Below are 25,811 nucleotides of genomic sequence, written 5' to 3'. Positions count from 1 at the left end.
ACTAATAACAACAACATGAAGAATTTATTTTATTTATCAATTATCATACTTTTCCTTTCGGCATGTAAAAATGCCGAATGGGAATTTCCGGATAGCAACACAAGTACTGTTTACTTTTCTTACCAATACCCGGTAAGAACTATTACCATGGGCGAGGATATATTTGATACTACGCTTGATAATCAACGCAAATTCAGCATAATGGCAACATGGGGTGGTGGTTATACTAATAAAAAAGATGTAACTATCGGTTTTGAAGTTGATCAGTCAATGGTAAGCAATGTTAATTATAAAGATGGTACCCAGGTAAGGGCAATGCCAACCAACTATTACAAACTTGCTTCAAATAAAATAGTTATACCTAAAGGCGCTGTGGCCGGTGGTGTTGAAGTTCAACTTACAGATGATTTTTTTGCGGATCCTTTAGCGTTGAAACGTAATTATGTAATTCCTTTAATTATGCGTACGGTTGAAGGGGCTGATGTGATTTTACGCGGTAAATCCCAACTCACTGCACCTAACAGGATAATTGGTTCTGACTGGGGCACCATTCCTAAAGACTATACATTTTATGCTGTAAAGTATATTAACACCTGGGATGGTAATTACTTAAGAAGAGGCAAGGATGTAATTGTAACCAATGGCAATACCGAAACGGTATCGCGCAGGAATAAATATGTTGAAAGCGATGAGATCAAAAAACTCAATACCATCGACCTCTCTAATTTGGAACTGCCCTTAACGTTCAAAAATGAGTCGGGAACAAATGTACCTGTTTCATTGAAGCTACAATTTGATAATACAGGCAAATGCACTATAGTTTCCAACACGGCAGCTGTAAACTCAACGGGCACGGGCCAGTTTGTTAAAAGAGGCGAGAAAAAAAGCTGGGGCGATCAAGACCGCGACGCACTTTATCTCGATTATCAGGTAACTGTTGGAGCTCGTCAATACAACACTAAAGATACATTGGTAATGCGCGACAGGGGAGTGGCTAAAGAAGTATTTGAAGTAGTTCCCAGATAATAATAAACAAACGAGCCTTTCGCTACCATTGAGCGATAGGATGATACATATTCATACCTAAATCTATCACAAAAAACTAAGGCCTGTAAACTGAAATTTACAGGCCTTTTATTTTTTTTAGCGCGGGTAAATATGCCGGTTAAATTAAAACTGTCAAGCAAGTCGTCAAATTACGATTATTACTTAAACTCATCGTCCAGACTCTCTCTAAGATCATACAACAACCACTGTTTGTTAAGTACAGCTTTACGATTGCTTTGGAGAAGTTGCAGAAAATCCTTCACACCAAGCGGTTCGTTTCCGTTGCCATGTATCAATACGATACTACTGGGGTTGGCAGGTTGCCCTTTAGCCAACCAAGCATCACTTCCCACAGGGATCAATCCATAACTCAGTACTTTGTCTACCACAGCCTGATCAGATACCAGTCCTGGGAAGCGAAAGAATGCAGAAGGTGTAAGTCCATGTTCCAGCATGGCTATCTCGGTACCAAGAATCTCAAAATTTATGTCGGTGCCGGGCTTGAGCAGAAAGTTTTGCTGCAAGGGCACATTTGGTGTGTAATGGTGATTATAAGTGTGATTGATCCAGGTGATATTCAATTCTCCGGCAACTTCCATGCTTTTAAGCCATTTAATATCTGCCGAGTGCGTGAGCATAAAGCGACCGGATAGTGATAGCGCCAAAGGTACAGGTGCTTCCACTTTTTTAAACTCATTAATAAGTGATGTAAATATCACCCTATCAAGTGGTTTATGTGAGGGACAAAGGTCTATTGTTAATGTTATGCCTTTTTCGTCAGGATATCCCTGTACAATACCTGCATTCTGCAAGCTTAAGCTTGTATTGCGGGCTTGTGATAAAGCCCGGAAATATGGAGTGCCCGCATACAGCTTTTCCAGCATTTCAAACTGAACGGGTTTAACAGATAGAGTAGAAGCCGCTACAATTTTTGTTTGTAAAGTGTAAAGGTCTACGGTTAAGAAAAAATCCTGAGCGTCCTTTTTAAATTGGCGTAACACCAGAATTTGTTTACTGCCCGCAGATGCATAGGCGTAGTAAGTACGGTAATTTGATATAGTTTGGGCATTAACCGAACAGCATAATAACAAAAGGAACAAAACAACTGTGTAACGATAAGCAAAGGAAATCATGTCTCAAATATCAGTAATTTGAACATACTATCTGTGCAGGTTTTTATGTAACCTCGTCTATTTACGCGAACTTGCCAAAATTGCCAGTGTACGTTCGTCCCGCTGCCCATTATTAAATTTATCTAACACCTGTCCAAATACAGGAAATGTGGCCGGTACAGCATCGAATAAGGTCATTGACGATCTCAGTTTAAGATCGTCAGGTGTGCCGAATATAGCAGTTGCATTATTCGTTTCCAACATCAGTAAAGCTTTACATATTTCTGTGAGCCTGTAGCCCAAGTCCTGATCCATCAAATAATCACCTGCTTCCTCAATATCCTTGATGGCATAAAAGCGAGACGTTTCTGTAGCGCCCAGACCAGCAATTTGCGGAAAGATATACCACATCCAATGGCTTTTTTTACGACCCGCCCTAATTTCTGCTAAAGCTGTTTCGTAATCTCTTTTTTGTGATTCTTTAAAACGCTGTAAATTATCCATATACTATACACTTTATATAACTACAAGCAAGTATAGTTAGTGGTTTTACTTCATTCATTAAAAAGAAAAGCTGTAGATATTTATAGCGTTATTTCAGCAATACTCTTGTTGCACCAAAACCGAATTTCTCTTTTTGGGCATCCATGAAGGTTTGGACCTTGGGGTGCTTACTCAGCTTTTTTTGTATCTCATGGCGTAATGTGCCATTGCCAGCTCCATGGATAAAAACTATTTCGGGCATTTGATTCACTATAGCAGCATCAAGCGCTTTGTTGAAATGATTTAACTGTATACCAAGTATTTCTGCGCTGCTTAAAAATTGGTGATCATCCCGAAGCTTTTCTATGTGAAGGTCAACTTCGCGTTCAGGCTTGCTGATGGTTACTTTCTCTTCGGCAGATTTGAAAAAGCTTTCCTTTAATTTATCTGCATCAATTACCAGTTCCGGTTCATCTAATCTAATGAGCCAGCCTTGCTGATTTATAATAGGCAGGTTTTTTTTACTTCCCGAAAAATCTTTGGCTTTAAACTTCTCTGAAAATGTTAGCGGATTTGGAATTTCCGGGTGTTGTTTGGTGAAGTACAAAATGTTGATCAACATTTTAGGCCAAAGCTGCAGATCAGCCAATTGAGCCGAGTAGATTTTTTCAGCACTGTTAGACGCTATATTGCCAGCGAATTCTCCTTTATTTCCGCGTTGCTCAGTAACAAGTGTTGCCAACAACTGGAAAGAGGTATCGTTAATTAGGTGAAAATGTACAACGGAGTTAGCCTTTGGGTCGGGCACAACACCCAAGTAAATACCTTTCGCCTTGAAATTAGCTATTGAGACATCTAAAGGATTGCTGAGGTTTTCTGACACAGCATCCGGCTTTTTGTAACCATGCACAAGCGTAACCTTGGCTGCAGGTACCGGTATTTCAAAGTCATCTTCACCGGTCACGCCAATCATTTGCTCGTCAATAATCCTGGTTACAAAACCTTCCAGCTTTTCATCAATAAAGCGTACAAAATCGCCTAACTTATATTTCATAATAGCACAAAGCTATCATATTTAAATTAATGATGGTTTTTATATGTGGCCGCAGGAACCCATAAGATTAAATTAATATACTTCTAACTGCCCAGTGTAGTAATCTAAAATTCGGGTGCGTATCAAATAATCATAGCGGGCATTGACGAGGTTAGTACGAGCCCTGTCTAAATTGCCTTTAACAATTAAAAAATCAACAGAAGTTATCGCTCCCGCGTTGAAACGATTCTCTGCTATACGGAATGACTCAGTAAAAGCATCAGTTTGAATTAAAAGCAGCTGATAACGATCAAAAGCCATATTCATATTCTCGTAAGCTTTATCAATATTAACCTTTAGCTGTAGCTGATTGGTCTGTTCAACATCTTTAGCCGTTTGCAGGTTGATCTTAGCTAACGATACCTTGTTCCTGTTTTGAAAAGCATTAAGTATAGGTACACTTAAGCCAATACCTATAAAGGTGCGATAGTTGTTTCTTAGCTGATCTGTGTAATTAATATTCTGACCAATATAATTTGATTGTGTTGTGTAAACGGTTTCCCTGCCGCCGCCAGCAGTTTGAATAAACTGGTTAGTAGGCTCAATACTCTGGTTGATAAGTATTGAGCGCTGCGCAGCGCTTGAGTAGGTAGTGCTTAGTCCGCCGGTTAAGTACAATGATGGTAATAGTGTGCCCTTGGCAACCATTAACGCGCGTTCTGCGCTCTGCCGTTTCAATGTGCCCGATTTTACAAATGCAAAGTTATTTAATGCGGTATTATAAACCTGCTCAGCTGTTTCCTGGTAACGCGCGGTGATTTGATCACTCAATTTGCGCTGTAGTTTTATATTTTTGTTATACGGTACATTTAGTGATTGTAAAAGATCAAGCTTTGCAATTGATATGCTATTTTGAGCGTTTATAATACTTAACTGGTCTGTGGCCGCCTGTCCCTTCAGGTCATACAATTGTTGGGGAGATATGGCTCCATCTTTGTCAAGCACCTCTGCACGTTCCAATTGTTTTTGCGATACTGAAGCCTGAGTTTTTGCCAATTCCAACTGATCTTCGCCGTTCAAAACTTTAAAGTAGGCCGTGATAAGGTTAAGCGTAAGGTCGTTTTTTGCCTGCTCCAGATCCATTTTACCGGCCTGGTAGGCAAGGGCAGTTTGCTTTATACTGTTTTGTAAAGTTAGCCCGCTTGACAATGTTAGGCTACTGCTTAAATTATAATTTCCGGAAGTAATAGGTTGATCAAGATAACCATTAGTGAACGGATTTAAACTTCGGCCCTGGCTATAACTATGGTTGATATCGCCGCCAAGTGTGGGCAAAAGGTTTTCTTTAGCTTGTTGCCAATAAATACGGCTTGCTTCTGTTTGTGCAGCAGTTTGTTTGACCTGCAAATTGTTTTTTATTCCAATATCAATACATTGTTGCAAAGTCAGAACAGAATCAGCTGTTTGCTGAGCATACGATATTTTGCCGCCCAACGCAAATGCGATCAATAATTCGTATTTTCTTAGCCTGCCCATATTAAATTTGTTGTGATGAAGCAATAGTTCCATCAAGCAGATTAATAATACGAGTGCCATATGCAGCGTTCTTTTCAGAATGGGTAACCTGTATAATTGTCATGCCTTCCTCTTTATTTAATTTGCTGAAAAGCTGCATAATTTCTTCACCCTGTTTTGAGTTGAGATTACCCGTAGGCTCGTCGGCGAGTAAAAGTTTTGGCTTAACGATGAGCGCACGTGCAATGCCTACTAATTGCTGTTGCCCGCCTGAAAGTTGTGATGGAAAAAGGTCTTTCTTTCCAACTATCTGAAACCGGTCTAACATATCAGCAACCAAAGCTTTTCGTTCTGATGATTTAACATCATGATAGAGTAGGGGTGTTTCAATGTTTTCATAAACGTTTAATTCGTCTATTAAATGATAGGCCTGAAACACAAAACCAATGTTCTTTTTATATAAAGCCGAGCGCTGCTTTTCTTTTAATTGATGAACAGGCTCATCTAAAAAATAATGAAACCCATCAGAAGGTTGATCAAGCATGCCTATTATGTTAAGCAAGGTTGATTTCCCTGAACCGGACGGCCCCATAATTGAAACAAACTCGCCGGCTTCAACCTCCAGGCTAATGTTATTTAAAATAGTTACCTGCGAACTTCCGTTTTTATAGCGTTTTGAAATGTTTTTAAGTGATAGCATTAGTTAGCATTTATATTTAGATTGTGAATGGTACAGTCTTTATTCGCTTTTTAAACTTTTAACCGGGTTGGCCCATGCCGCGCGTATGGCTTGCCAACTCACGGTGATGAGACACAATGCAATGCTTACAAGCATGGTTGCAATAAATACCCACAGGCTTATTGGTGTGTGATACGTGTATTTAGCCAGCCATTTATCAATATTGTACCAACTTATAGCCGCACCAATCAAAAATGATATCAGTACCAACTTTATAAACTCCTGTGACAGTTTAAGCCATAAATGCGCGGTGTTGGCACCAAGTACTTTACGTATACCTATTTCTTTACGGCGTTGCTCGGCAGAAAAGGAAGCTAAACCGAATAAGCCTAAGCATGATATTACAATGGCGAGTCCGGTAAAACAGGTTGCCATTGTGCCTAAAAGCTTTTCTGTTTTGAATTTGCTGTCAAACCTTTCATCCGTAAATTTATACTCGAATGGATATTGAGTATTGTATTTTTTATACACGTTTTTGATAAGTGCAAGGCTTTCAGTTATTGATTTAGCCGGATTAAGTTTTAAGCCTATTGAACCCGTCCAATCCTTCATAAAGCCAACAATTGCTGGTTTGACCGGCTCGTAAGGAGATCCCCATACGAAGTCTTTTGTGACACCAATAACCGTTCTGTTATCGCCTTGCCACTTAACTTGGGCACCTAAAGGGTGTTTTAGTCGCATTAGCTTAACTGCCGATTCGTTCAATATAATACCAGCTGTATCAGCCGGGCGATTAATGTCATAATCGTGACCCTGTACCATTTCTACTCCGTACGTTCCGGTAAAATGATAGGTTACTACCAATTGATCGATAGGTATTTTAGCTTCTCCGGGGCGCTGATCCGGCCAAGTTATACCCCATGAGCTGCTGCCGTTATCCGTAATGCTGCCTGACGTTAATGCGCCGTCAATTATAGCTCCCGAAGCAATAGCATCTCTACGAAAATCTTCGAACCGGTCAACAAGCGCACCTTCAACATCCATTTCAAGCACGCCTTTATTGTTGTATCCTAAAGGCCGCTCTTTAATGTAATTTATTTGTTTGTAAATGAACAAACTTGACAGTATAAGGCAAATGGCAAAAGTAAATTGCATAACAACTAAAAACTGTCGTGGTCGTACAGTTGTTTTAGTTGTTATCAACTGCCCTTTCAACACTTTGATAGGCTTAAACGAGGATAGAAAAAGTGCCGGATAACTGCCGGCAACAAACCCGGTTACAACGGTTACAATCAAAGCTGCAGTCCATGCCCAAGGGTTTTGGTAGGGTAGTTCCATAGGCGTACCAATTATATCTCTGAAAACCGGCAACAACAACATCATAATAACAATTGATGCGAAAAATGCCATAAAGGCCATCAGCATTGATTCGCCAAGGAATTGTTGAACTATTGACCAACGATGAGCACCTATGGCTTTACGCACACCTACTTCGCGCGCTCTGTGTTCAGACCTCGCGGTTGATAAATTCATAAAATTGATACATGCAATAAGCAAAATGCCTATAGCCAGGTATAAAAATAATCTTACATATTCAATAGATCCACCGGTATTTACGCCATTTTTAAATTCCCCGTTCAAGCGTAAACTGCGCCAGTTATGCAGAAACATAATATTATCTTTATTATTAGGGTCATAGCGTTTTGTAATGTCTTTCAGCTTAATATTTACTGCATCCACTGTTGCTCCTGGTTTCAATAAGGCGTAGGTTGTAAAAGAGTAATTACCCCAGCCTGCACTTTTTATCCAGGGTTGTTGGGTTCCATAAGTTCCCCAGGGCATCAGCATATCAAATCTAAAACTTGAGTTTTGAGGGTGATCTTTTATTACAGCACTTACTTTTAATGAGAATTTATTGTCATTCAAGCGGATACTCTTACCAATAGGATCGGCATCGCCAAACAGCGCTTTCGCAGCTTTCTCGGTTATCACAATAGAGGATGGATCGTCCAGCGCTTTTGATTTTTTGCCTTTCACAAAGTCGAAGGTGAAGATGTCAAGAATAGCCGGATCTGATGCCATCATCGGCAGTTTAATGTTGACGTCGCCGTACCCTGCCAGCATATCAGAAGTGCCATTATTACGCGCAACTTTTTCTATCTCCGGATAATCTTTTTCAACTGCGGGCGCAAGTGGCGCAGGTGTAACAGATGATGTATATATAACTCCCTCGCTCGGTTGATTGCGTAAAAATTTATAAATGCGATCACCTTTTACATGCATGTTATTATAGGTAAACTCGCTATACACGTAAAGAAGCAATAAAAAGCTTACTGCCATACCAATGGCTAAACCACCAATGTTTATGGCGCTATACATTTTATGTTTAAGTACATTACGCCAGGCTGTTTTAAAGTAATTTTTTAGCATGCTGTATTTTTTTATATCGTGTTAAAAGATTATACCAGAAAAATAAAGTGCATAAAATCAATATATTATGTTGTTTAAGTAAGGCCCTTGCTGTTCATTGTTGAAACAGACGGTGTGCGGTTTTGATACAGTAACTATTCGCTTCTCAAGCTTTTCACCGGGTTAGCTAAAGCAGCTTTAATAGACTGAAAACTGATGGTGAAAAATGCTATCAATAAGGCAACAGTTCCGGCCAATACAAAAATGGTGTAACTAATATTTATTTGGTAAGCAAAGTTTTGCAGCCATTTTTGCATAGCGTAATAGCCTATTGGCACAGCAATTACAGTGGCAATAAGCACCGGCTTTAACATATCTTTTGATAGCAGTATCAAAATGTTTTGTACCGAAGACCCTAATACTTTTCGCACGCCTATTTCTTTAGTGCGTTTGGTGGCAGTGAATGATGCCAAGCCAAACAGCCCTAAGCAGGCCACAAATATGGCCAGTCCCGCAAAAATACTCAGTATGGTTTGCTGCCTGATATCTGTACGGTAAGTTGCGTTAAATTCCTGGTCAAGAAATGAGTACTCAAAGGGGTAAACCGGTGCAATGCTTTTATAAGCTGATTCAATAGCTGACAGGCCTTGTTTTACTGAACCAGGCTTGAGCTTTACCAATACAACACGCCAGTCTTCGCCCGGTGAGATTACTAATGGCTCAATATTTTCTCTGAGGGATAAAAAATTATAATCTTCCACCACGCCTACTATTTGCCTGCGTATACTATCTCGAACTGCATTCTTTATCCACTTGCCAACGGCTTGTTGCGGACTAAAGCCCAGTTGCTGTGCAGCAGTACGATTAATCAATATTGCTCCTGCAGAATCAGTCCCATACTGCTCGGACAGGTCGCGTCCAGCTATGATTTTTAGGTTAAGTAACTTAGTATGATCAAAATCTGCAAATTCAGTGCGAGCTCTGAACGGGTCATGCTTTCCCTCCACTTCAAAGCTATGAACATCATGAAAGCCACCTGGTTCGCTAGACATAACTGAGAATGATGATATACTATTGTTGCTTAATAATTGAGTTTTAAAGGCTTTAAGGTTGTTATATAAATCGGCATTGTCAATTTGTAAAACTACAGTTTGCGATTGATCATAACCCAACTGTTTATTTTTCATATAATTCATCTGGCGCGTCATTACAATTACCCCGATGATAAGAAATACGGATATGCTAAACTGCACCACAACAAGTGTTTGCCTCAAAACCACACCACCTTTACCCAAGCGTAATTTGCCTTTAAGCGCTTGTATAGGTGAGAAGCCCGACAAGAAGAAAGCCGGATAGCTTCCTGCTAACAATCCAATTACTACAATAACACCTATCAGAAAAGCATACATGTGCCATGACATCCAAGGTGATGATAAAGTATATCCTAAAATATCATTATAATAAGGCATCAGGATGAACAGCAGGCCCATAGCCAATATGCAAGCTATTATTGCCAGCAGAACAGATTCGCCTATAAACTGATAAATCAAATGGTTACGAACCGCGCCTAAAACCTTACGCAAACCAACCTCTTTTGAGCGGTCAACAGCACGTATGGTTGAAAGATTCATGAAATTAATGCATGCTATCAGCATTATAAGTATAGCGATAGATATGAAAACATACACCACACTTTTTTCGCCGTGACGCACATTGTCAAAAGCCGAGCTTTTTTCAAAGTAGATATCCTGCAATGGTGTCAGTTGCAGATCAACACGCAAATCAAAACGTTTCATCTCTTCGCCCATGTATTTGGCCATAAACGCGGGAAATTTTTGTTCCAATTGCTTTTTGTTTATACCATCATTCAACTGTACATATGCAAACATGCTGTTATTTATCCAACGCTTAAACCAATCGTAGTTTTCCATTACAGCGATAGGAGCAACAATGTCAAAGTCGAGGTGAGTATTTGAAGGCAGATCTTTAGCAATACCTGCAACTTTAAATTGGTTACGTTTGCCAAACGTTAACACTTTACCCATAGCATTTTCAGCACTGCCAAAATAGCGCTTCGCAGTTTTTTCGTTCAATACAACGCTATTTGGCAATTTCAGTACGCTTGACGGCTCGCCTTTGATAAGCGGGTAAGAAAACAGGTTAAAAAAGCCGGCATCAGCATAGTATACTTTTTTTTCATTGAAAGCTTTATCCCCGAAGGTAACTAACTCATTTTCCGGTTTAACTCTCACAACAGTCTTTATATCGCTCGGGAAATCATTTTTTAACGCGGGCGCATAAGGGCCAGATACGTATGCAACGAGCGGCTTTGTTGGATCATATCTGCGCATTAAGCGATATATGTTTTTTCCCTGTGTGTGGAACTTATCAACGCTGAACTCGTTAGTGATATAAAGGAAAATCATTAAACATACAGTAACCCCTGTAGTGAGCCCAAGTATATGTATAAGCGAGAAGGCCTTATGCTTGTAAAGGTTTCGCCAGGCAATTTTTAAGTAGTTTTTAAACATTTTTATACCCTTTCTTTCAATTGGTTAAATCTGATTTTTATTACTCACTTCTGAGGCTGGTTACCGGGTTGGCCAAAGCAGCCTTAACAGCTTTGTAACCAACCGTTAGCCACGCCACTATTAAAGACATAACTACGGACAAAATGAATATCCACGCTGATAACGGTATCCGGAATACGAAACTTTGCAGCCAGCGATTCATCATATAATAAGCCGCGGGTGTAGCTATTAAAAATGATATACTAATAAGCAGTATAAACTCCTTCGAGAACATGAGTACTATGCTGCTTACAGAAGCTCCTAAAACCTTGCGTACCCCAACTTCTTTAGTGCGTTGTACCACTATAAATGATATGAGACCATACAAACCAAGGCAGGAAATGAATATGGCTATTCCGGCAAATATTTTATAGATCAAGGCCAGCTGGTTTTCCTGCTTGTAAAAATCGGCAATGTTTTCGTCAAGGAAATAGCCCTTGTAAGCATATTCCGGATAGGTTTTTTCCCATTTACTTTGCACCTGTGAAACAGTTGTTTTAAAGTTTGCTGTATTGATCTTCACAGCCACTACGCCAAACTGCGCTTTGTTTTGAAGCAGAACAATCGGCCTTATCGCATCGCGTAAGGAGTTGGTTTTAAAATCCTCAACCACTCCAACCACAGTGCGCCATTTACCTCCGCCAAGGCGCACCGTTTTTCCAATTATTTGTTCAGCGCTTTTTAGTCCAAGTTTGTGAACAAAGGTTTCGTTTACTACAATATTTCCTATACTGTCATTAGCGGTGTAAGGATGGCCAGCTTTAAAGTGTAGTTCAAAAGTTTTAAAATAGTCAGCATCAGCAAATTTTAAGCTGGTTTGATAATCTTTGTCAATGGTTGAATTGTCGTAATAAAAATTAGTAGACCAGTTATTGTCTGATGAGGGCTGGTCTGACATAAAAGTAACGGCTTTTACTCCCGGGTTTTGAAGCATTTCTTGCTTAAAACTTTCTGATTTTTTTAAGCTGATGCTATCTGTGCTTCCCGGAATTACAAGCACTGCGCTTTTATTAAAACCCAGATCAGCTGAATTAATAAATCCCATTTGCTTAACAGCTACAATGGTACCAATTATGAGTAATTGCGATATAGCAAACTGTGTAACTACCAGCACCCGGCGTAATGATACTCCACCTACCGATGCTGCCGTGATTTTATTCTTTATAGCGAGTACCGGTTTGAAACCTGATACCACTAACGCCGGATAAAGGCCTGATATTACGATAACTACAACTGCTATTACCACTAAAAATATCATCGAGCTCGATGTAAAAAGGGCCATATCATCAGGAACGCTCGCAATATTCTTTAAATAAGGTAATGCCAGAAACGCGATACCAATGGCCATCATAACTGAGAATAATACAATCAATGTAGTTTCACCTATTGATTGTTTAACTAATTGCATACGGCTGCTTCCTAAAACTTTACGTATACCAACTTCTTTTGAACGTTTAACTGATTGAGCCGTTGAAAGATTGATAAAGTTGATGGAAGCCATTGCAATTATAAGCATAGCAATAAGTGACAATGTGCGAATGGTAGCCTTGCTGGTAACATGATCTCCCAACGCATTGCCAAAGCGACTGTCAAAATGCATTTCGGCAAGCGGCTGCAAAAAATGTGTAATTGCTGTTGCTTTTTTTTGAGAGTAGTGCTTAGCTCCAAATATTTTCAATCGCTTATTAACAGCATTTTTTGTTTGGCCTTCATTAAGGAGCATAAATACCTGATGACTGCTACTGTTATTGCCCCAGGAGTCCTCAATATCATAGGCAGCCATATTATCCTTAAAGTTTTTGTAAGATGCTATAACTTTAAGTGGCATGTCGGTGTTGGCAGGTGCGTCATCAATTATTCCCGACACCTTTAGTGTTATTAGGTTATCCAGCTTTATGAGCTTGCCTATTGCGTTTTTCCAATCACCAAAGTATTTGCCAGCAGTTGTTTTGTCAATTATAACATTTCCCGGATTGTTCAATACATCGGCACTGCCGGCTAACCAATTAAATTTAAACATTTTAAACAGGTTGGCCTCGGCAAAAAGTACGCCCATTGGTTCAACAAATTTTTTTGTGGCATCTGTGTTGGCATTTTCGGATATTGTAACCTGGCTACCATACGAAGTGTAGATTGTCGCAAATAACGCGTCAGGAAAGTCAGCCTTAAGCGCCGGCGACATAGGCACCGGGATACCATCACTGTAACTGATGCCATCGCCACGTTTTTGCTCGTTAACAACACGGTAAATTTTGCTATATTGAGGTTGAAATTTGTCAAAACTTAGCTCAAAATCCACAATCAAGAATATTAACAAACATGCGGCTATACCAATGGCTAAGCCTGCAATGTTGATTATTGAAAAGGCTTTATGGCGAATAATGTTACGCCATGCTATTTTTATATAATTCTTTATCATAACAAATAACTTTTACTCGCTTCTTAAACTTTTAACAGGGTTGGCCAAGGCCGCTTTAATAGAATTATAGCTAACGGTTATAAATGCTGTGCAAATGGCAATAAAAGCAGATAAGATAAACACCCACCATGGGATTGTTATGCGATACGAAAAATTCTGAAGCCAGCCATGCATTGCCCACCAGGCTATTGGCGAGGCGATAACTACTGATAGTATTACCAGTTTTAAGAAATCAATAGATAATAGCGTATTAATTGATGTTGTACTCGCCCCTAACACCTTACGTATGCCGATCTCTTTTACGCGTTGTTCTATGCTGAAAGCAGCCAGGCCAAACAAGCCCAAAGTAGCCAGTATAATTGCTATGTACGTGAACAAACTGAATATAGAAGCAAGTCTGTCTTCAGCTTTGTATTGGGCGTTAAAATCATCATCTAAGAAAGAATAGCTGAATGGTGTTTCAGCGTCGTATTTTTCATAAATGTGCTTAATACTCGATACAAAGCCCGGGATGTTTGTATGTGGTTTTATCTTTACATACATATTAAAACCCCTGTTCCAGGTGGATGCTGTGTCTGGCTTAACTAACACCGCTACGGGTTGTATTTCTGATGCAAGCGACATGTAGTTAAAGTTTTTAACTATACCTGCAACAGTATATGTCATACCATTCGGGTTGAACATTTTGTTGCCTGATGAAATTTTTTGCCCGATCGGATCTGGTTTTAAGTGGAGCTTTGTTATAGCTTGCTCGTTTATTAAAATATCTGTTTCACCGATATTTAATAGCGAAGGGGGAGGCGTTTTCCAGTTTATTTTTAAGAGGTTAAAGAAATTTCTGTTGACCTCAAAATTGGTTACAAAGCTTTCCTCTTCTGTTTTCTGGTCGTTCAATATCAAGATATTGTAGCCTGAATCAAAAATATTCCGTCTGGACGCGGCTACCATGCTGTCGCCAACCATTGTTTTAATATCTTGATTAAAACTTTGGTAGTTTTTACCAAAGCTTGGCGATCCGGGTATCACAAGTATGTTTTCCCTGTCTAAGCCGGTGTATGTATGCCTAAAAAAATAGAGTTGACGGTCAATGGTAATGCCGCAAATAATCAGTGCTATAGCTACGGTAAACTGAAGTGTTGTAAATATTTTGCGCACCGTTACACCCCCTGTATTTTTAGCCATTTTGCCTTTTAATGTACTTGCTGGATTAAATGACGATAAAACCAATGCGGGGTAACTTCCGGCTAAAACTATGGTACCTACAAGTAGCGCTGCCAGCAACATCAAAACCACATGATTGTACAGGAAAGAGTTATCTATTTTTATTTGCAGTACATTCAAAAACCAGGGCTTAAACAAATAAAACAACAGGAATGCCAGTGCAAAGGACAAAACCGTAAATAGCGCTGATTCTATAAAAAATTGAATTGCAACAGTAGTTCTGCTGGCGCCGGCAACCTTTCTAACGCCTATCTCTTTGGCTCGTAAGGTGGCTTTTGCGGTTGCAAGGCTCATGTAATTAACCAAAGCCAGTAAAAGTATTAATGCTGCTACGAGCGGAAAAATTTCAAGAAAATTTCCCTTTACCTGTGTGCCGAATACGCCTTCTAAGTGTGTGTTAACAAAAGGTACCAGGCTAAATTTAATGTTCTCATCCTTTTTAAAACTGGCTTGCATACTGCGTACAACGGCTCCTGTGTCAAGCGCGTTTCTAAGTTTGACGAATGTTGTGCCGGTTGTTTTAAAGTTTCCATATTCACGCATTTTTAACATACTTAAGTCGGATGCTATGAAATTGAAATTAATGGTTGAATTAGACGGGTTATTTTCTACGATCCCTGTAACCTTGTAGGTGTAAGTGCTATCTGTAGCTATTAAAAGCGTCTTACCAATTGGGTCACTGTCGCCAAAATATTTTTTTGCCATCGCTTGGGTCAAAACCAGCGAAAAAGGCTCACTTAGTACATTACTAACATCACCGTTCAGCAAACGGAAAGAGAAAAATTTAAAAAAGTCTTTACTGGTATAGATCAGATCATCTTCAGCAATTTTATTAGTTGGCGCGGATGCCTGGCTTACAATTACTTTCTTAAGGTGTTTATGAATGCCAATGCAATCTTCAACTTTTGGTTGAGTACGCTTAATGTTCTCGCCTGAATTATATTTGATCCAATCTATTCGGGTTTGGCCCAGGTAAGAGACCTGGTGAGCAGTGAAAATCCTGTCTGCATCTTTATGAAACCGATCATAACTGTGTTCGTGAGCAACATATAAACCAATAGTAATACATGCAGCCAAACCAACTGCAAGACCGGATATGATAATAACACTGTATAGCCTTTGTTTTAGCAAACTACGCCACGCTATTTTTAAATAATTCTTTATCATGATGAGGTTCTTTATTCGCTTCTTAAACTTTTAACCGGCTTAGCTAACGCAGCTTTAACTGATTGGAAACTTATGGTGACAAGCGCTATTATTATGGCGATTGATCCGGCGGCGACAAATACCCACCAGCCCACATCAATTCGGTAATTGTATTTTGTTAGCCAGCTATTGGTTAACCACCAGGCAACCGGAAACGCTATCAGGCAAGATATGGCAATTAATTGCATAAAGTTTTTGGATAGGAGGGTTACAATTCCCGTAACTGATGCGCCAAGTACTTTACGTATGCCAATTTCTTTGAAACGGCGCTCTGCTGTGTATGCTGCTAAGCCAAACAAACCAATGCATGATATAATTATAGCTAATCCGGCAAAAACTTTTGAAATATTGCCCACCAATACCTCGTTTGAGAACAGACGGTTAAATTGGTCATCCATAAATCTTAAGTCGACCGGAAAAGCGGGGTTATTGGCTTTAATGATGTTTTGAATACCTGCAACCGCATCCTGAGCATTAGTATTAGGAGCAATGCGTATATAAATGGTATTGGCATTTGATTCTCCGGAACCCAAAAACATCACCGGATCAGGCTTTCCATAAACGTCGCCATAAACATAGTCATCAACTACACCTACTACCGTAAATGCAGTAGTGTCGTTTTCGTGTCGTATGATCTTACCTACCGCACTACCTTTACCCATTAGTTTTTCAAGCGACTGCGTGATGAGTACATTGCCCATTTTTAATGTATCGGTATAGTTAAGGTCACGACCGTCTCTAATTTTCATACCCATTGTTTTGATAAACTCCGGATTAACAAAGCGTGTTGATACCAAAACTTTTGAATTGGCTGGTTTTCCGGCCCATGTAAAACCGGAAGTATTATTGCCTTCAATAAGCGTTCTGTGGTCAGACATGGCCACACTGGTAACATAGTTACTGCTTAGTAATTGCTGCTTAATGGCGTTAAAATTCTTACGCATATCACCCTGGACATCCATTTCAACAAGCTGATCTTTGTCAAATCCAAGCTTTCGCTCTTTTACAAATTGGATTTGCTGATATACAATTATTGTACTTGATATAAGTATAATTGAAGCGGCAAACTGTGTGATAACCAAACCTTTGCGTATTGTATTGGCGCCACTGTCTTTTATGCTGATGCTTTTGATAACGGTAACCGGATTAAATGCGGATAAGTAAAAGGATGGGTAGCTGCCGGCAACCACACCACACAATAAAGCAATTAGGATTAAAGCGCCTACGTGGACTGGATTATCAAATCCCAACGATAATTGCACACCCATCAGGTTACTAAAGGTTGGCAAGGCTAATAACATAATAATTGTAGCTGTACCAGCAGCAATTACTGACATGATCATGGCCTCACTTATAAATTGGAAAACCAAAAGCTTTTTACCGGCACCCAATACCTTACGAACGCCTACCTCGCGAGCTCTTTTCTCGCTTTGAGCTGTGGCTAAATTCATAAAATTGATACAGGCTATAAATAAGATGATGCATGCAATGACCATGAACAGCCGCACATACTCTATTTGCCCGCCACCCGTTGGTTTTCCGTTTTCAAAATCATTATACAAATGCCAATCCGTCATGGGAAATAACGAAGTACGACTTAAGGATTTTTCTGAATGCTGTTGTATGTAGGCGTATAGGGTTTTGTTAAGTGCTTTGTAATCAGTTCTCGGCTTTAATTCAACATAAGTATTTCCTGAGTTATTGTTCCAGGTGTTTAACCACGTATTTTGGTCAAAATAGGCTTTATAAGGCATTAGCCACTCAAATTGTAGCGTGGAGTTAAGCGGCAGATCTCTCAACACACCGGTAACAACATATTGTTGCTTGTTATCAACCTTTACAGTTTTGCCTATAACACCGCTTTCGGTACCAAATATCTTTTTGGCCATTTTTTGAGTAATGACCAGCGCATTAGGTTGAGACAGTGCCGCGACATCGTTGCCTTCGGCAAAGGGCAGGGTGAACATGCTGAATATGGAAGGCTCAGCGTATTTTCCTAACGCAAAAACCGGTTTGTCTGCGGCGTTAAACAAAAGCGATGTTTGGCCCTCGGTTACCCGGCACGTATTTGCTATAGCCGGTATATCAGCTTTAAGCGATGGGCCAAGCAGGCCAGGTGTTGAAGAGTGTGTAAATACCCTGCTGTCAAATTGCTGGCTCTCTTTAACTATGTACAGCCTGTCTTTCTTCAAGTTATTGCTATCGTAACTAATTTCATTCTCAACCCATAGGCATATGCAAGCCGTGCAGGCAATACCAACAGCAAGACCAAAAATGTTTAAAAATGCAAAGCCTTTGTTTCGGGTAAGGTTGCGAATGGCTGTTTTAAAATAATTACGTAGCATAGTAATATAGATAAGGTTTAGGTAGTTAGATCATTATGTTTTCCATTACAGTTTGCCCGTCTAACAGCCTTATTATTCTGTGGCTGTAGCGTGCATCATGTTCAGAGTGTGTAACCATTATAATGGTGGTTCCCTGCTCGTTAAGGTCGGTGAGTAGTTCCATTACTTCATTACCGTTACTGCTATCCAGGTTACCGGTAGGCTCATCGGCTAATATCAGTTTAGGATTATTTACAACCGCTCTGGCCACGGCAACACGCTGTTGCTGACCGCCCGATAATTGTTGCGGATAGTGGTTGCGTCTGTGCATGATCTGCATTTTATCCAAAACTTTCTCAACTTTTGCAACGCGCTCTGATGCCGGAACCCCAGTATAGATCAATGGAAGCTCTACGTTCTCAAACACCGTTAACTCATCTATCAGGTTAAAGCTTTGAAAAACGAAACCGATATTGTGTTTACGCAGGTCGGCGCGTTTACGCTCGTTAAAATGGGCTACCTCCGTGCCGTTAAAAATATAGCTTCCGCCATCGGGGTCATCCAGTAGGCCCAAAATATTCAGCAGGGTAGATTTGCCGCAGCCGGATGGGCCCATTATGGCTACAAACTCGCCTTCTTTAACTTCTATAGACAGTTTGTTAAGCGCAATGGTCTCTACTTCTTCAGTACGGTAGAATTTTTCTAAGTTGGTTATTTTGATCATTAAGGCCTCCTTGCCCTTGTGTTGTGGGCTTTTTATTTTTAATTTTTTATTTCAATGTAAATCGTCACTTATTTGGCACGAGCTATTTTTGCAAAACCAGTTCCTGTATGTCACCATAGTTCTCATAACTTGAGGTAATCACTTTGTCGCCGGGTTTTAATCCCTGAAGCACTTCATAATACTCTGTATTCTGCCTTCCTAATTGTATGTCAACCCTGTACGCTGTTTTGCCGTTCTCACTCATCTTGAATATCCAGTTGCCACCTGTTTGCTGGTAAAAGCCGCCTTTAGGTAACAGTACCTGTTTTGATTCATCGCTTAGCGCCAATAGTATTTGCAGGCTCTGACCGCGGCGTATCCCGGCGGGTACCTCTCCAACAAATTGCATGTCAACCTGGAACTTGCCGTTAGTAACCTGAGAGTATACTTTTTTGATCTTCAGCGTGTAGCTCTTTTCAGCAAAAGTGAAAGTACCTGTCAAACCGTTGTACACCTGCGATATATAGTGCTCGTCAATATCAACACGTACTTTAAAACCCGATAGTACATCTATCTGCCCAAGCCTTTGCCCTTTATTCTTACTCTGACCAATTTCGGCATCCAGAGAAGACAATTGCCCGTCAACAGGTGCGCGAACGGTCAGATCAGCTACTTTTTGACGCATCAGGTTCAATGTGTTGCGCATTTGAGCGTATTGTTCTTTGGTTTGTTGAGCTTGCTCGCGGGTTATTAATGTGTCTTGCTTTAAAATCCGTTTAGTTAGATTAAGTCGGTTAGAAGCGTATTGATAAGCGTTTACAGATTGCTGATACTCCTGAGATCCTACAGCTTTTTGGTCAAATAAGCGCTTGTTTAGTTTATATACGCGCTCAGCCTCACGAAAAGCGTTTTCAGCCTCGGCCATTTGGTTGAGCTTTGTAACTGTATTTTGCTCGGCATTATTTTGCTGTATACGTATTTGCGTTTGTGCCGCGTATACAGCGTTTTCCTGTGTGGCAAGGCTTAACTCAAGGTCGGTATTGGCTAATTTAAGTATCGGGTCGCCTTTCTTTAAATTCGCGCCGTCTTCTACAAATAATTGCTCAACGCGTCCGCCTTCTATCGCATCCAGATAAATGGTGGTGATAGGCATAACGATGCCGTTTACTGGGATAGTTACCTGGAAAGGTCCTTTAGTTATCTCGCCAACTGTTATACGTTCAGTATCAACATCCAGCTTGCTTTTACCGGAGGTAAAATAAATGCTCGATGCTATTAACATAACAAGCGCTGTTATACCTGCTATGGTAAGCAGGCGTTTGGTATTCCATTTTTTCTTCTCTATTTTTCTATCCACGATATTAACTATGACGATCTATGTACGCTTTATTTATAAAACAACGTGCCATAACATAATTTACTGTAAATCAATTTAATAAATGGTATATTAAATGTTTTCACGTTCGTTTTTGCAACAGCATGTGTACGGTTATGATACAGTTTAAAAATACGCTAATGATGCAAAAAATTGTTGCACAGTACTTTATCAATTATGGTTATATTGTTGCCTTATACTTTATATAAATTTATACTTATTGCAATTTAACCGACTATATGTTACTAAAAAAGGCTACTGTTTTAATTGTTGATGATGACACCGATGTGCTTACAGCCGTTAAGCTTCTACTTAAAACCGAAGCGAAAGAGGTAATAACGGAGAAAAACCCTGAGAATCTTAACAGTTTGCTTCGTCAAAACAACGTGGACCTTATACTGCTTGATATGAACTTTAACAGCGCTATCAATACAGGCAACGAAGGTTTGTACTGGCTGCGCAAGGTAAAGGAGTGGAAGCCTGATGCCATTGTTATTATGATAACCGCTTATGGTGATATTGACCTCGCTGTTCGTTCGCTTAAGGAAGGTGCCGCAGATTTTATAGTTAAACCTTGGCATAACGACAAACTCACTGAAGTAATTAAAGAACTACTGGATAAAAAAGATAGTGATAAAAACACCAAAACTTCATCTAATAAAAGTACAGGCACAACAACCTTACTGGGCGACTCGGATGTAATGCAGGATATATTTTTGAAGGTAAATAAAATTGCACCCACTGATGCCAATATACTCATATTGGGCGAGAATGGAACCGGCAAGGACTTGATAGCTAAGGCTATTCATGAACGCTCAATGAGAGCGGGTAAACCGTTTGTTAAAGTGGATGTTGGCGCGTTGACCGACACACTTTTTGAAAGCGAATTATTTGGACACAAAAAGGGGGCATTTACAGATGCAAGGGAAGATAGACCAGGTAGATTTGAAGATGCCAATGGCGGGACGTTGTTTTTAGATGAAATTGGAAATATATCGTTAAGGCAGCAGGCAAAGCTACTTACCGTACTGCAAAACAGGCAAGTTACCCGCCTGGGTAACAACAAACCCATGGATATTGATATTAGGCTGATATGTGCCACTAACCTGCCATTGCATGAGTTGGCTAATGATGATCGCTTCCGTAAGGACTTGATCTATCGTATTAATACGGTTGAAGTAACTATGCCGCCGCTACGCAAGCGAAATAACGACATTGTTTTGCTGGCGAAGCATTTTGCAGCTACTTATGCAGCCAAATACTTAAAGCCTGCTGTAAGTTTTGACGCCACTGCTTTGCAAAAGCTCAACAGCTATCATTATCCCGGCAATGTGCGCGAATTGCAATATACCATGGAGCGTGCCATTATAATGGCTGATAGCGAGGTTTTAACAGCTAACGATCTGATATTTTCTTCCATTGAAACAGCCAGTCCTGAACCCCCAATGCCAGATGATATGCCGCTAAGCATGGTAGAAAAAAACACCATAATGCGGGTGATTGATAAACATAATGGTAATATAACACGTGCAGCAAAGGAATTGGGTTTGACGCGTACAGCACTATACCGCAGATTAAGCAAGTATGATATTTAAGGGCTATGAAACGCGTTTGATAGCGCGCGTTGCTTTATTGTTTTTGAGTTTGCTGGGCCTAAGCTTTATTATAGTTAAGGGATGGTATGAAATGTTGATAATAGGCATACCTGTTATCGCATTTGTTTTGGCAGACATGATACAGTTTCAGAAAAAAGCACATAACGAAGTTCAGCAGTTTGCGGAGTCTGTTCACTATCGTGATTTTTCAAGGTATTTTGATGTGAAAAAAGCTCCAGTTGAACTTCAGCCATTACGTAAGGGTTTTAATGACATAAATACCACATTTAAAACCATAAGTCGCGAGCGGGAAACGCAGTACCAATATCTCCAGAAAATATTGGAACTGGTTGATACAGGCATTGTATCCTATGAGCAGGAAACAGGAGAAATAGGTTGGCTAAATGAGTCCTTTAAAAACACATTTAACATTCCTTATTTAAAAACTATTCACTCTTTGCAGAAGCGGGATGAAGAGCTGTATAATGCCGTTTTAGCGCTTAAGCCTGGAGATAGCAAAGTGGTTTCTATAACGCGTAATCAACAGTTATTTAAAATTTTGCTTACAGCCAGCACCATGCGAAGTGATGATAAGGTATATAAGTTGCTTGCTTTTCAAAACATAAGTGAAGCGTTGGATGAAACCGAATCAAAGGCATGGCAAAAGCTGTTAAATGTAATGACGCATGAGATAATGAACTCTGTAGCACCAATATCATCATTGGCTGATACGTTGAAAAATCGACTAAAAATATACAGCGAGAAGAATAATAAAGGCGGTGATCTGGATGATTTGGAATTGGGTATAGATACAATTAAACGCAGGAGTGAGGGGCTATTAAAATTCACGGAGAGCTACCGCAATTTGAATAAAATTACCAGTTTGGATTTAAAGCGTGTTTTAGTACGCGACCTGTTTGAGGATCTAAGCAGTTTGATGCAACCTACACTTACTCAAAAAAACATTGAGTTAGATATAGTTTTGAGAGATACGCAAATGGCAGTTAATATTGACAGAGAGCTAATTGAACAGGTCTTGATCAACTTGCTGGTTAACGCTATAGAAGCTGTCAAGTCGGTTGAGATGCCGGTAATTACACTTAGCGCAGAGTTAACAAAAGAAGGCAGACAACTGATAAAGATTGCAGATAATGGTACCGGCATGTCTGCTGAACTTGTTGATAAGATATTTATCCCATTCTTCAGTACGCGAAAAACCGGCAGCGGCATAGGCCTTAGTTTATGCAAACAGATCATGATGCTGCATAAAGGCTCCATCAAAGTTCAGTCGGTAGAGGGTGAGGGTTCTGTTTTCTCCATGCAGTTTGTCAGTTAAATCAAGCACCCGGTTTTTGCGAGTGCTTGATTTATTTTCCCGGGCAACTTTTGTTAGTGATCTTAAGCAGCTATCTGTGGTTTACGCTTTAATATCAAAGCAGCAATAGCGGCAATGATCAAACCGATGGGTAATACCTCAAGGTAGGTCATTACAATCACGCCAAAAGGGGTTTTATACATATCAATGTATCCGGCCATATCATCTTTTTTCGCTTTAAGGTCAGCAGCTGTCGCCCCATTTTTGGCGGCTTCTCTTAAAACATGGGCTATGTATTTGTCCATAAAGTCGGGCATTATTAAGTAATACTCAAACAGCCAGGTTACTACGTACACCGTTGAGGCAATTAAGGCAATAAGTATCCCCACTTTGAAGGCTCCTCCAAAAGTTATAAAGCCGTTGTTTACCTTATCGCGCACGTTTTTTATGCCGACAAAAATTAATGAGAAGGCTACTAACATTGAGCCGTAGCCCAACCACATGTTGCCATTATAATTGTCGCTGCTGTAGCATGCAATGGTAGAGGTAAGCAGAACAATTAAAAGAATAAGGCCGGCGATGCTGCCAAAAATGAGTACGTTTTTTTTCATGACAATGAATTAACAGGTTATGAGTTTTTGATGCGCAAATTTGCCTAACGCACTGCTTTTCTGCCTCATACTTTTGTGTGATTTTTATAATTGACAGCCAAATAATACTTAAGCACTACGGCAATATGCCCAGGCGCTGTGCCAATTCAACCGCCTGGGTGCGTCGCTTTACTTCCATCTTTTCAAATATTTTTGATGAGTGGGTTTTGATGGTATTAAGTGACACAAATAGCTTTTCCGCAATTTCCTGATTGCTTAATCCCTGTGCCATGTGTGTCAACACTTCAACCTCCCGGGTGCTGAGGTTGAGTCTATCTATCTCGGTTTGGTTAGCAGTAAATTCAGTCGAAGATGATCTGTAAATTGCTTTCTCCACTACCAATGTTTCAATTTTAGGTTTGGTGAGTTTTAAAGCCAGCCAAATGCCCAGTGTGGTAAAAAACAATGCAATGGCACCTACATATAACTCAAATGAATGGTCAATAATTATGAGTTTAAATTCCAGCCATTTAAGCAGTACCAGTAATAATGCTAATGATGCACCATAGAGTATGGATTGCTTATGTCTGTTGAATAATTTAAGATACACCTGTGAGAGAATTTAAACTTGTTTGCTTGTGAAAATACAAATAAACGCGGTACAAATTAAAAATCGCTAATTTTAGCGCCTGAATAGATAATGAGCAATACCATACCATCTTTACGAACAGTTAACGTTACCCGCTATGTTACCCCGCTGCGGGAGGGTGGTTCGCTACCAGCCATTGCCGAGGCCGACGATAATTTTCTATACGTTTTAAAGTTCCGGGGAGCGGGGCAGGGGAAAAAAGCCTTGATAGCCGAACTGATAGGAGGTGAACTTGCGCGTGCGTTAGGTTTTAAAATACCCGAGATCGTGTTTGCTAACCTTGACTCGGCGTTTGGGCGTACTGAACCTGACGAAGAGATACAAGACCTGCTAAAAGCCAGTGTGGGCTTAAATCTGGCGGTTCATTATTTGTCGGGTGCCATAACGTTTGATGCTGTGGTAACGCAGTTGCCACCATTACTATCGTCGCAAATTGTTTGGTTGGATTGCCTTATTACCAATGTTGATCGTACCCCACGTAACACCAACATGCTGATGTGGTACAAGGAACTTTGGTTGATTGACCATGGTGCAGCCTTGTATTTTCATCACTCCTGGGATAATTGGCAGGAGCAAGCCTTACGCCCGTTTGTGCAGGTTAAAGACCACGTACTGTTACCGTGGGCAAGCGAGTTAGACACGGTTGATGCCGCTTTTAAGGCTATCCTGACCAAAGAAAAGATAACTGACATTGTTAACCTGGTGCCTGATGAGTGGTTGGAAGATGAGTCGCTAACCGCCGCTGAAAAGCGAGAGGTATATATTCAGTTTTTAACCACACGCCTTGCCGCGTCGTCAACGTTTATTGAAGAAGCCAAACATGCCCGAGAATCACGTTTTTGAGTACGCCGTTATACGCGTTGTGCCCAGGGTAGAGCGTGAGGAGTTTATAAATGTTGGCGTTATACTGTTTTGTAAGCGGACTAAGTTTTTACAGTCCATCATACAGATTGACGAGCAGCGGATGGCGGCGTTTTCCAGCAATTTAGAGATTGATATGGTTAAAGCCAATCTTAATGCTTTTGCTGAAATTACAAAGGGCAACAAATCCTGCGGGGCTATAGCTGCTCTTGACGAGGCTTCGCGTTTTAGATGGTTAACGGCTACGCGTAGCACAGTTGTGCAAACATCCAAAGTGCATCCAGGTCTAACCGCTGATTGCGAAAAGACCCTACAAAGGATTTTTAACGAAATGGTAGGGTAGTTACAACTGCTCTTTAACTTCAAGCAGAAACTTCTTCAGGTTTTCTAAAGAAGTGATCACCCGTTGGCTATCTTTAACATCATTCATGTTTTGCTTGAGGTGGTCTTTGGCGCCTTGCAGGGTATAGCCTTTATCTTTTATCAAGTGGAAGATGATCTTGAAGTTTTCAAGGTCTTCGGCAGTGAACAGGCGGTTGCCTTTTTTGTTCTTTTTAGGCTGAAGTACCTCAAACTCTTTTTCATAAAAACGTATCAGCGAAGCGTTAACATCAAACATGGTCGCAACCTCGCCCATGGTGTAGTATAGTTTGCTGATATCTCGGTCTTTATAGGGCATACACAAAGGTAATAGTTTAATTTAAA

20 protein-coding genes are annotated in these 25,811 nt (G+C 40.2%); 5 read left to right on the top strand and 15 right to left on the bottom strand.

Annotation, left to right across the window (positions count from 1 at the left end; translation table 11 throughout):
- The first annotated feature begins 15 nt into the window (after nt 1-15).
- Nucleotides 16-1,026: a DUF5627 domain-containing protein gene (locus tag CLV57_RS11705; protein WP_100342817.1), complete on the top strand. Its 1,011-nt coding sequence runs from the start codon at nt 16-18 to the stop codon at nt 1,024-1,026.
- 179 nt (nt 1,027-1,205) lie between these two features.
- On the opposite strand, the gene CLV57_RS11700 is transcribed toward CLV57_RS11705, so the two are convergent.
- From CLV57_RS11700 to CLV57_RS11645, 12 genes are all read right to left on the bottom strand, one after another.
- Nucleotides 1,206-2,180 (bottom strand): polysaccharide deacetylase family protein, encoded by a 975-nt coding sequence (locus CLV57_RS11700; protein ID WP_100341597.1) that lies wholly within the window; start codon nt 2,178-2,180, stop codon nt 1,206-1,208.
- 57 nt (nt 2,181-2,237) lie between these two features.
- Nucleotides 2,238-2,663 (bottom strand): DUF1810 domain-containing protein, encoded by a 426-nt coding sequence (locus tag CLV57_RS11695; RefSeq protein WP_100341596.1) that lies wholly within the window; start codon nt 2,661-2,663, stop codon nt 2,238-2,240.
- Nucleotides 2,664-2,751: 88 nt separating this feature from the next.
- The gene (locus CLV57_RS11690; protein ID WP_100341595.1) at nt 2,752-3,696 is read right to left on the bottom strand and encodes a Smr/MutS family protein; all 945 of its coding nucleotides are present in this window, start codon (nt 3,694-3,696) and stop codon (nt 2,752-2,754) included.
- Between the two features lie 72 nt (nt 3,697-3,768).
- On the bottom strand, nt 3,769-5,211 hold the full coding sequence (locus tag CLV57_RS11685; RefSeq protein WP_100341594.1) for a TolC family protein: 1,443 nt from the start codon (nt 5,209-5,211) through the stop codon (nt 3,769-3,771).
- Between the two features lies 1 nt (nt 5,212).
- Complete coding sequence (locus CLV57_RS11680; RefSeq protein ID WP_100341593.1) at nt 5,213-5,890, bottom strand: ABC transporter ATP-binding protein; 678 nt, start codon at nt 5,888-5,890, stop codon at nt 5,213-5,215.
- 39 nt (nt 5,891-5,929) lie between these two features.
- On the bottom strand, nt 5,930-8,299 hold the full coding sequence (locus tag CLV57_RS11675; protein ID WP_100341592.1) for an ABC transporter permease: 2,370 nt from the start codon (nt 8,297-8,299) through the stop codon (nt 5,930-5,932).
- Between the two features lie 134 nt (nt 8,300-8,433).
- Nucleotides 8,434-10,809 (bottom strand): ABC transporter permease, encoded by a 2,376-nt coding sequence (locus CLV57_RS11670; protein WP_100341591.1) that lies wholly within the window; start codon nt 10,807-10,809, stop codon nt 8,434-8,436.
- Nucleotides 10,810-10,849: 40 nt separating this feature from the next.
- Nucleotides 10,850-13,267 (bottom strand): ABC transporter permease, encoded by a 2,418-nt coding sequence (locus CLV57_RS11665; protein WP_100341590.1) that lies wholly within the window; start codon nt 13,265-13,267, stop codon nt 10,850-10,852.
- Between the two features lie 12 nt (nt 13,268-13,279).
- Nucleotides 13,280-15,655 carry an ABC transporter permease gene (locus CLV57_RS11660; protein ID WP_100341589.1) on the bottom strand — a complete coding sequence of 792 codons (2,376 nt, stop codon included), beginning with the start codon at nt 15,653-15,655 and terminating at the stop codon, nt 13,280-13,282.
- 11 nt (nt 15,656-15,666) lie between these two features.
- Nucleotides 15,667-18,039, bottom strand: a complete 2,373-nt coding sequence (locus CLV57_RS11655) for an ABC transporter permease (RefSeq protein WP_100341588.1) — start codon at nt 18,037-18,039, stop codon at nt 15,667-15,669.
- Nucleotides 18,040-18,064: 25 nt separating this feature from the next.
- Nucleotides 18,065-18,742 (bottom strand): ABC transporter ATP-binding protein, encoded by a 678-nt coding sequence (locus CLV57_RS11650; RefSeq protein WP_100341587.1) that lies wholly within the window; start codon nt 18,740-18,742, stop codon nt 18,065-18,067.
- Between the two features lie 82 nt (nt 18,743-18,824).
- Complete coding sequence (locus tag CLV57_RS11645; RefSeq protein WP_100341586.1) at nt 18,825-20,078, bottom strand: efflux RND transporter periplasmic adaptor subunit; 1,254 nt, start codon at nt 20,076-20,078, stop codon at nt 18,825-18,827.
- 257 nt (nt 20,079-20,335) lie between these two features.
- Between CLV57_RS11645 and CLV57_RS11640 the strand changes: the two genes are divergently transcribed.
- Both CLV57_RS11640 and CLV57_RS11635 read left to right on the top strand, forming a co-directional pair.
- On the top strand, nt 20,336-21,691 hold the full coding sequence (locus tag CLV57_RS11640) for a sigma-54-dependent transcriptional regulator (RefSeq protein ID WP_100341585.1): 1,356 nt from the start codon (nt 20,336-20,338) through the stop codon (nt 21,689-21,691).
- A complete protein-coding gene (locus CLV57_RS11635) occupies nt 21,681-23,027 on the top strand; it encodes a sensor histidine kinase (RefSeq protein ID WP_100341584.1) in 1,347 nt (448 codons plus the stop codon). The genes CLV57_RS11640 and CLV57_RS11635 overlap by 11 nt, the downstream gene beginning before the upstream one ends.
- 62 nt (nt 23,028-23,089) lie before the next feature.
- Here CLV57_RS11635 and CLV57_RS11630 read toward each other — a convergent pair whose 3' ends face one another.
- Both CLV57_RS11630 and CLV57_RS11625 read right to left on the bottom strand, forming a co-directional pair.
- Nucleotides 23,090-23,617 carry a DUF4199 domain-containing protein gene (locus tag CLV57_RS11630; RefSeq protein ID WP_100341583.1) on the bottom strand — a complete coding sequence of 176 codons (528 nt, stop codon included), beginning with the start codon at nt 23,615-23,617 and terminating at the stop codon, nt 23,090-23,092.
- A gap of 115 nt (nt 23,618-23,732) precedes the next feature.
- On the bottom strand, nt 23,733-24,206 hold the full coding sequence (locus tag CLV57_RS11625; protein WP_100341582.1) for a response regulator transcription factor: 474 nt from the start codon (nt 24,204-24,206) through the stop codon (nt 23,733-23,735).
- Between the two features lie 90 nt (nt 24,207-24,296).
- Between CLV57_RS11625 and CLV57_RS11620 the strand changes: the two genes are divergently transcribed.
- Both CLV57_RS11620 and CLV57_RS11615 read left to right on the top strand, forming a co-directional pair.
- Nucleotides 24,297-25,088, top strand: a complete 792-nt coding sequence (locus tag CLV57_RS11620; RefSeq protein ID WP_100341581.1) for a HipA family kinase — start codon at nt 24,297-24,299, stop codon at nt 25,086-25,088.
- Nucleotides 25,066-25,449, top strand: coding sequence for a DUF3037 domain-containing protein (locus tag CLV57_RS11615; protein ID WP_100341580.1), 384 nt, complete (start codon nt 25,066-25,068; stop codon nt 25,447-25,449). Before CLV57_RS11620 ends, CLV57_RS11615 begins: the two co-directional genes overlap by 23 nt.
- Here the strand turns inward: CLV57_RS11615 and CLV57_RS11610 are convergent, their stop codons facing one another.
- Nucleotides 25,450-25,785 (bottom strand): MerR family transcriptional regulator, encoded by a 336-nt coding sequence (locus CLV57_RS11610; RefSeq protein WP_100341579.1) that lies wholly within the window; start codon nt 25,783-25,785, stop codon nt 25,450-25,452.
- Nucleotides 25,786-25,811 lie beyond the last annotated feature (26 nt).

This window comes from Mucilaginibacter auburnensis, from assembly GCF_002797815.1.
Lineage (GTDB): Bacteria > Bacteroidota > Bacteroidia > Sphingobacteriales > Sphingobacteriaceae > Mucilaginibacter > Mucilaginibacter auburnensis.
Note: the sequence above shows the minus strand (reverse complement) of the source record. Positions and strands in the feature narration are given on the sequence as shown.

Excerpts from the sequence above, each read along its gene's own strand:
- CLV57_RS11705 (WP_100342817.1), top strand. The coding sequence starts at position 16 with ATGAAGAATTTATTTTATTTATCAATTATCATACTTTTCCTTTCGGCA.
- CLV57_RS11700 (WP_100341597.1), bottom strand. The coding sequence starts at position 2,180 with ATGATTTCCTTTGCTTATCGTTACACAGTTGTTTTGTTCCTTTTGTTA.
- CLV57_RS11695 (WP_100341596.1), bottom strand. The coding sequence starts at position 2,663 with ATGGATAATTTACAGCGTTTTAAAGAATCACAAAAAAGAGATTACGAA.
- CLV57_RS11690 (WP_100341595.1), bottom strand. The coding sequence starts at position 3,696 with ATGAAATATAAGTTAGGCGATTTTGTACGCTTTATTGATGAAAAGCTG.
- CLV57_RS11685 (WP_100341594.1), bottom strand. The coding sequence starts at position 5,211 with ATGGGCAGGCTAAGAAAATACGAATTATTGATCGCATTTGCGTTGGGC.
- CLV57_RS11680 (WP_100341593.1), bottom strand. The coding sequence starts at position 5,890 with ATGCTATCACTTAAAAACATTTCAAAACGCTATAAAAACGGAAGTTCG.
- CLV57_RS11675 (WP_100341592.1), bottom strand. The coding sequence starts at position 8,299 with ATGCTAAAAAATTACTTTAAAACAGCCTGGCGTAATGTACTTAAACAT.
- CLV57_RS11670 (WP_100341591.1), bottom strand. The coding sequence starts at position 10,809 with ATGTTTAAAAACTACTTAAAAATTGCCTGGCGAAACCTTTACAAGCAT.
- CLV57_RS11665 (WP_100341590.1), bottom strand. The coding sequence starts at position 13,267 with ATGATAAAGAATTATATAAAAATAGCATGGCGTAACATTATTCGCCAT.
- CLV57_RS11660 (WP_100341589.1), bottom strand. The coding sequence starts at position 15,655 with ATGATAAAGAATTATTTAAAAATAGCGTGGCGTAGTTTGCTAAAACAA.
- CLV57_RS11655 (WP_100341588.1), bottom strand. The coding sequence starts at position 18,039 with ATGCTACGTAATTATTTTAAAACAGCCATTCGCAACCTTACCCGAAAC.
- CLV57_RS11650 (WP_100341587.1), bottom strand. The coding sequence starts at position 18,742 with ATGATCAAAATAACCAACTTAGAAAAATTCTACCGTACTGAAGAAGTA.
- CLV57_RS11640 (WP_100341585.1), top strand. The coding sequence starts at position 20,336 with ATGTTACTAAAAAAGGCTACTGTTTTAATTGTTGATGATGACACCGAT.
- CLV57_RS11635 (WP_100341584.1), top strand. The coding sequence starts at position 21,681 with ATGATATTTAAGGGCTATGAAACGCGTTTGATAGCGCGCGTTGCTTTA.
- CLV57_RS11630 (WP_100341583.1), bottom strand. The coding sequence starts at position 23,617 with ATGAAAAAAAACGTACTCATTTTTGGCAGCATCGCCGGCCTTATTCTT.
- CLV57_RS11620 (WP_100341581.1), top strand. The coding sequence starts at position 24,297 with ATGAGCAATACCATACCATCTTTACGAACAGTTAACGTTACCCGCTAT.
- CLV57_RS11615 (WP_100341580.1), top strand. The coding sequence starts at position 25,066 with ATGCCCGAGAATCACGTTTTTGAGTACGCCGTTATACGCGTTGTGCCC.
- CLV57_RS11610 (WP_100341579.1), bottom strand. The coding sequence starts at position 25,785 with ATGCCCTATAAAGACCGAGATATCAGCAAACTATACTACACCATGGGC.